At 57.9% G+C, this 5,645-nt stretch carries 7 protein-coding genes; 5 read left to right on the top strand and 2 right to left on the bottom strand.

Going from position 1 to position 5,645, the window contains the following annotated elements; translation table 11 throughout:
• Positions 1-194: 194 nt before the first annotated feature.
• A complete protein-coding gene (locus ACOVRA_RS01690) occupies positions 195-1,559 on the bottom strand; it encodes an MFS transporter (RefSeq protein WP_421718794.1) in 1,365 nt (454 codons plus the stop codon).
• Positions 1,560-1,687: 128 nt separating this feature from the next.
• On the opposite strand from ACOVRA_RS01690, the gene ACOVRA_RS01685 reads away from it, so the two are divergent.
• From ACOVRA_RS01685 to ACOVRA_RS01670, 4 genes are all read left to right on the top strand, one after another.
• Complete coding sequence (locus tag ACOVRA_RS01685; RefSeq protein ID WP_421718793.1) at positions 1,688-2,608, top strand: NAD-dependent epimerase/dehydratase family protein; 921 nt, start codon at positions 1,688-1,690, stop codon at positions 2,606-2,608.
• Positions 2,605-2,814: a hypothetical protein gene (locus tag ACOVRA_RS01680; RefSeq protein ID WP_290801807.1), complete on the top strand. Its 210-nt coding sequence runs from the start codon at positions 2,605-2,607 to the stop codon at positions 2,812-2,814. The genes ACOVRA_RS01685 and ACOVRA_RS01680 overlap by 4 nt, the downstream gene beginning before the upstream one ends.
• 123 nt (positions 2,815-2,937) lie before the next feature.
• Positions 2,938-3,957: an adenosine deaminase gene (locus ACOVRA_RS01675; RefSeq protein WP_421718792.1), complete on the top strand. Its 1,020-nt coding sequence runs from the start codon at positions 2,938-2,940 to the stop codon at positions 3,955-3,957.
• A gap of 43 nt (positions 3,958-4,000) precedes the next feature.
• Positions 4,001-4,456 carry a protease inhibitor I42 family protein gene (locus ACOVRA_RS01670; RefSeq protein WP_421718791.1) on the top strand — a complete coding sequence of 152 codons (456 nt, stop codon included), beginning with the start codon at positions 4,001-4,003 and terminating at the stop codon, positions 4,454-4,456.
• 283 nt (positions 4,457-4,739) lie between these two features.
• Here the strand turns inward: ACOVRA_RS01670 and ACOVRA_RS01665 are convergent, their stop codons facing one another.
• Positions 4,740-4,910 carry a YdcH family protein gene (locus tag ACOVRA_RS01665; RefSeq protein WP_290807887.1) on the bottom strand — a complete coding sequence of 57 codons (171 nt, stop codon included), beginning with the start codon at positions 4,908-4,910 and terminating at the stop codon, positions 4,740-4,742.
• A gap of 100 nt (positions 4,911-5,010) precedes the next feature.
• Here ACOVRA_RS01665 and ACOVRA_RS01660 point away from each other — a divergent pair, with 100 nt between their 5' ends.
• A complete protein-coding gene (locus ACOVRA_RS01660) occupies positions 5,011-5,586 on the top strand; it encodes a UbiX family flavin prenyltransferase (RefSeq protein WP_421718790.1) in 576 nt (191 codons plus the stop codon).
• Positions 5,587-5,645 lie beyond the last annotated feature (59 nt).

Below are 5,645 nucleotides of genomic sequence, written 5' to 3'. Positions count from 1 at the left end.
GCATTCAAAATCGCAGGCCAAAGCTTTGATTATCGGAAGGTGACTTCCGTCGCCAGCTCGCCACGCGAATAGGGCTATGCGCTCGGTCTCGTTCGGTTGACCTCAATCTCCGCCCGCCATCAGGGCTTGCCTCGCATTGAGGGCTAGACACTCTCATGCTTTCGGTTGAGCGCAATCTCCGCCCGCCATCAGAACTATGCGCGACTTATACCTCGGTTGACCTCAATCTCCGCCCTGATGCGGGCTTGCTCGGTGGCGTCAATCGGAAAGCCGCGCATCATCGCAATCGCGATCAGTTTCAGCACGATTGGAATGGCGCAATAAAGTGCGACGAGGCTGTTCAACGCCAAATCGGTTTGTGCGCCGCCTTGGGTGTTGAACCCGACCAGCCCCAAAATGCCAAAAGCCGCCCCGGCCGAGACTGCAAGCGCCAGCTTGGTCGCAACACTCCACAGCGCAAAATAGAGCCCGGTTCTAGGCGCTTGGCCTGTCTTTAGCTCATCGAGGTCAACCACATCGGCCTGCATGGCTGCAGGCAAGACGATATCGGCCCCGAGCGCGAGGCCAGAGCCGACACAGACTATCAAAAACAAGACCCAATCCTGTGGCCCTGTAACACCCAGCGCCAAAGCAAAGATCAGGCACGCCCAAACCATGGCCCAGCGCCACACGCGGTCCTTGCCATAGCGGCCACCCAGCCACGCCCAAAAAGGTGCTGAAATCAGGCCGGCGAGGAAATACGTGCCCAGCAAGGCACCTTGCAAATCTGGGCGACCTAAGCGTTCAGAGACGAAATAGAGAAACAAAGTGGCCGGTAGCCCGTTGGCAATGCCGTTGATGACATAGGCCGCGACCAAGCGCCGAAACGGCTCATTCGCCGCACAATCCTTCAACCCGTCTTTTAAGCCGGCCACAGGCTGTGTCGTCAAAGGTGGGTCCGGCACCAAGAGCACACAAATCCCGCAGGCTAAAGGCGTTGTGATGGCAGCAAACAGCCCCAGCATGGCGAGCGCTTCGCGCAATGGCCCGCCATTTGAAACCACGGCGACTAAGCCTACCGCGCCAATCACCCCCAAGACGGTGGCGATCTCGCGCCACGCCGTCACGACGATGCGCTCGCGGTAATCGGGGCTAAGCTCTGCCCCCCAAGCATTGAGTGGCAGTGTAATGGCTGCCCAAGAGATGGAGACCAACAAAGTCCAGAGCGCAAAATAGGCCGCCCCTGCCCCCTCTGGCGGCGTCATGATCATATAGGCCGACCAAGCCGCCAGCGGGCTGGCCAATAAAACCCAAGGCTTGCGCCGACCAAATCGGCCGGGCGTCTGATCCGACAAGCGGCCAGCCACCAAATCACTCGCCGCATCTAACACCCGAACAATCAAGAGGATGAGGCCAATCAGGCCCGCCCCAATGCCTACTTCCTTGGCGTAAAAGGTGGGTGCAAACATGTAAAAGGGCTGACCGAGAGCCGCGATGGGCACCGCTGGCAGCGCATAGGCGAGCAGCCGCAACGGCGAAAGCTTCATGGCAGAAAGGCTGGTGGGCGCTGGGTCGGTCATGCCGATAAGATGGTGTCTGCAAGCCAAGCTGCCAAGCTGCTAGACAGCGCTCAAAATCGCTCGTAAATGTGTGAAATTCACACACATTGGGTGTCGATGTGTAAGATTAACACAAAATGGATGTCAGCATGCCCTCTCAAGGCCGGAAATTCATCATCATTGGCGGCGCCGGTCTGGTCGGCAGCGCGGTAGCGCGGCAATTGGCAGAGGACGGCAGCGCGCAAGTGATCATTTGCGACCAATTGGGCTCAAGCGCGTCGGGCAAATGGGCCAATCTGCCGACAAAAATGGCGGATCTTTGGACACCCGAAGATTTAATGACCCATCTCGACAAAGCCTGGCGCGAAATTGCCGGCGTTTTGTGTTTTGCCGACGCGGGCCATAGCGCAGGCGATATGGATGCTTTGTTTGAGACTTCCTATCACCTTCCCCGACGCGTGTGGGACTATGCGGTGGCTAAGCAACGGGCCATTTATTGGGCTTCGTCCCTTCAGGTTTATGGCGATGCAGCGCCCAGCCTTTCCACTGCCCCAGATGCAGTTGCAGGCTTCCAGCCAAAGACGGCCTTTGGACGCGCCAAACAAGCGTTTGACTATTTTGCGGCTTGCCAAGGCACAGGGCCAGATGCAGCCCCAATCGCCACGGGTTTCCGCTTGGCATCGGTTTACGGCCAAGGCGAGGGCCACAAAGGCGCACTCGCCAGCCTGCCATCTCGTGCACGCGACCATGCCGTGTCCGAACGACCCCTGCCCATCTATGAGGCCAGCCGCGACTGGGTGCATGCCGATGATGCAGCCAAAGTGATTGCCCAGATCGTGCTGCACGGCCATGCAGGCTTCTTTGACGTGGGCAGCGGCGCTTTGACCTCTGCGGCGGCGGTTGCCAAGGCCAGCGAAGCGGCAACGGGCAAGGCCTTGGCCGTCGAAGCCCGCCCTGGCCCCGCCGATGCCCACCCCCATCAAACTGCGGTGGCTGACCACTCTGCCCTTGAAAAGCTGGGCATTGCTTGCACATTTAGAACGATGGAAACCGGACTATCCCTGACGTGAGCGCGCCAAGCGGCAATGATCATGACGCCATCACCCATGCCGCCCGCCTGTTACAAGCGCGGTACGGTGAAGATGGCGCTGTGATTGCAGTCATGCGGGCTGCAGAGGCAGCCGCCATGGGCGACCTAGAAATGGCCGATCACTGGGAAGCCGTCGCGGCGATGATTGATGCACCCGACGCAACAGCGCCAGACGCCCTCAACTAACCCCAGCACACCCAAGCGCCCCACAAAGCAGTTGCGCAACAGGCCTGATGATTTAGAAGGCCTGTGATCTGTCCGTCGGGGCCATTTGGCCCTGCCGCGCCAACCACGCACCCGGGGACCCTTATGACTGCTTTTGACCGTGACGCCTTTATCGCTGGCCTGCCCAAGGCAGAGCTTCACTTGCATTTGGAAGGCTCGCTGGAACCCGAACTGATGTTTGCCTTGGCCCAGCGCAACAAGATCGCGATCCCGTTCAACAGCGTGGAAGAGGTGCGCGCCGCCTATAGCTTCTCCAATTTGCAAGATTTTCTCGACATCTATTACCAAGGTGCGGGCGTGCTTCAGGTGGAGCAAGATTTTTACGATCTGACCATAGCCTATTTGAAGCGGGTTGCTGCCGATGCGTGTCGTCACGTAGAGGTCTTCTTTGATCCCCAAACCCATACCGATCGCGGCATTGAGATGGGCGTGGTTATCGGGGGCATTGCACGCGCTTTGGCCGATGGGCAAACCCAATTGGGCGTGACTTCCAAGCTGATCCTATGCTTCTTGCGACATTTGGACGAAGACGCCGCCTTTGCGACCTTAGAAGCGGCAGAGCCCTATCTGGCCCATATTTTCGGCGTTGGCCTCGATTCCAGCGAAGTCGGCCACCCACCTTCGAAATTTGCCCGCGTCTTTGAAGCCGCCCGCGCGAAGGGCCTGCATTTGTTTGCCCATGCTGGCGAAGAAGGCCCGCCAGCCTATGTCTGGGAAGCGCTCGATCTGCTTAAAATCGACCGGATCGACCATGGCAATCGCGCCTTGGAAGATGAGGCTTTGGTGGCGCGCATCGCCAAGGATGGCCTGACCTTGACCGTCTGCCCGCTATCGAACCTGTCCTTGTGCGTGGTGCATGACCTTACCCAACACCCCTTGCGCACCATGCTGGAAAAAGGCCTGAAAGCCACGATCAATTCCGACGATCCGGCCTATTTCGGCGGCTATCTTAACGCCAATTGGCACGCCATCGCCAAAGCGCTCGACCTCAGCAAGAATGAATTGGTGAGCCTTGCGCACAATAGCTTTAGCGGCAGCTATTTGACGCCAGCCGAGAAGCAGGCCCATGCTGAGGCGATTGAGGCTTGGGCGGCGCGCTTTTAAGTGCAACCGCCATCGGCCTATCGGGCGTTGAAAGGTGTGTAAGATGAACGCGATGAAGACGTTTGCGCTGCTCAGTCTGGGTCTTGTTGCCATCAGCGGGTGTGCAGGTCTACCCCCAGCCGAAAAGTCCACAAATATGATCTTTGCCGCCGCAGACACAGGCACCACCAAGACGCTGAAAACAGGTCAGACCTTTGAGGTGAAATTATTGGGCACGCCGACAGCGGGCTATTCTTGGGAAGTTCAGTCCCTGCCAGCGGGCGTCGTCTTGGTCGACAAAACCTCACAGCCCGAAAACCCCGAAGGCCGCAAACAAGGCATGGTGGGCGGCAATGACTGGACACGCTTCCGCTTCAAAACCATCTCCGCCCCCGTGGATTTACAGAGCACGGCAGGCCAAGCCTTAGTCCTGCGCTATGCGCGGCCATGGGAATTTGAAGCAGGCCGCCCTGCCGAACAAATTTGGCAGATGCAGATTAGTGTGAAGCCGGGGGCGTAAGGGGTGGCTTTTTCACTTGGACGCGCTTTGTGAAACGGCGTTGTTACCAAATGGGCCTGGATGGAAAAAGCCCCTCTCCCAAAGGGCGAGGGGAGCGCGCGGCTCATGGCTCGCGCGGTGCCTTGGATGCAGAAACAGAATCTATCCGCTCCATCAAAACGCCACGCGCCCCGGCCCCTCTTTAAAGTCCACCTCCAGTGGTTTTTCGCGCGGACATACTGGATTTGCCCAGCCAACAAAAAAGGGGTCCAGATGGACCCCTTTCTTCCTGATCGGAGAGATATCAGTGTCTTCGTCGCAAATTCTCAAGTTCTTCCTTGAGCTTGAGTTTCTGTCGTTTTAGAGCTGCAATCTGTGCGTCACTAGAGGCCAAGCTTTTCATTTCGTTTTGGATCGCTAAATCAAGCTTGGCGTGTTTATCAGACAATTCACGGATATGCGCTTCAATCGCCATGTGGCGGCCTCCTTTGCGTTCAGAGGCGTGTAGGGAAACACGTGATAAGGGAATCGCCAAGTACTTTTTCGTCGCAGGTCAAACAAGGTAATTCACGATCATGTCAAAGCGCTTGATAATAGGGATAAGTGGAGCTTCAGGTGCTGTGTATGGTGTCCGCGCCTTGGACATGCTGGCCGAGATTGGGGTGGAAACACACCTTGTACTGACCAAAGCGGCCGAACTGACTCTGGCTTCTGAGGGCTTACCCAACTCCACGGCTCTAAAGAGTCGCGCTTCTTACGTGCATAAGATTGCTGATGTCGGCGCATCGATTGCCTCAGGCTCGTTCAAGACCGATGGCATGCTGATCGCGCCCTGCTCCGTCCGAACCATGGGCGAGATTGCCACGGGTGTGACCTCCAACTTGCTGACCCGCGCTGCCGATGTTCAATTGAAAGAACGGCGGCGCGTGGTGTTGATGCTGCGCGAGACGCCCTATCATCTGGGCCATATTCGTACCATGGCCGCCATCACCGAGATGGGTGGCATCATCTTCCCGCCCGTGCCTGCCTTTTATGCGCAATTGGACAGCCTAGATGCGGTGGTCACCCAATCGGTGGGCCGCGCCCTCGACCTCTTGGGCTTTGAGGTCAAGGGCATCAAGCGCTGGGGGGAAGATGTCGGCCCCGTCTAACACCGACCCAACGCCCTCCATCTGGGACTTTGCGCTGGCTTTTTATGGCCAAGACGGGG

The organism is Aquidulcibacter sp., assembly GCF_049239865.1.
In the GTDB taxonomy this organism is placed as follows: domain Bacteria; phylum Pseudomonadota; class Alphaproteobacteria; order Caulobacterales; family Aquidulcibacteraceae; genus Aquidulcibacter.
The sequence above is the reverse complement of the archived record's forward strand: the minus strand, read 5'-3'. Positions and strand labels throughout refer to the sequence as shown.

Bases quoted from the DNA above. Each gene is read 5' to 3' on its own strand.
- ACOVRA_RS01690 (WP_421718794.1), bottom strand. From the start codon at position 1,559: ATGACCGACCCAGCGCCCACCAGCCTTTCTGCCATGAAGCTTTCGCCG.
- ACOVRA_RS01685 (WP_421718793.1), top strand. From the start codon at position 1,688: ATGCCCTCTCAAGGCCGGAAATTCATCATCATTGGCGGCGCCGGTCTG.
- ACOVRA_RS01675 (WP_421718792.1), top strand. From the start codon at position 2,938: ATGACTGCTTTTGACCGTGACGCCTTTATCGCTGGCCTGCCCAAGGCA.
- ACOVRA_RS01670 (WP_421718791.1), top strand. From the start codon at position 4,001: ATGAACGCGATGAAGACGTTTGCGCTGCTCAGTCTGGGTCTTGTTGCC.
- ACOVRA_RS01665 (WP_290807887.1), bottom strand. From the start codon at position 4,910: ATGGCGATTGAAGCGCATATCCGTGAATTGTCTGATAAACACGCCAAG.
- ACOVRA_RS01660 (WP_421718790.1), top strand. From the start codon at position 5,011: ATGTCAAAGCGCTTGATAATAGGGATAAGTGGAGCTTCAGGTGCTGTG.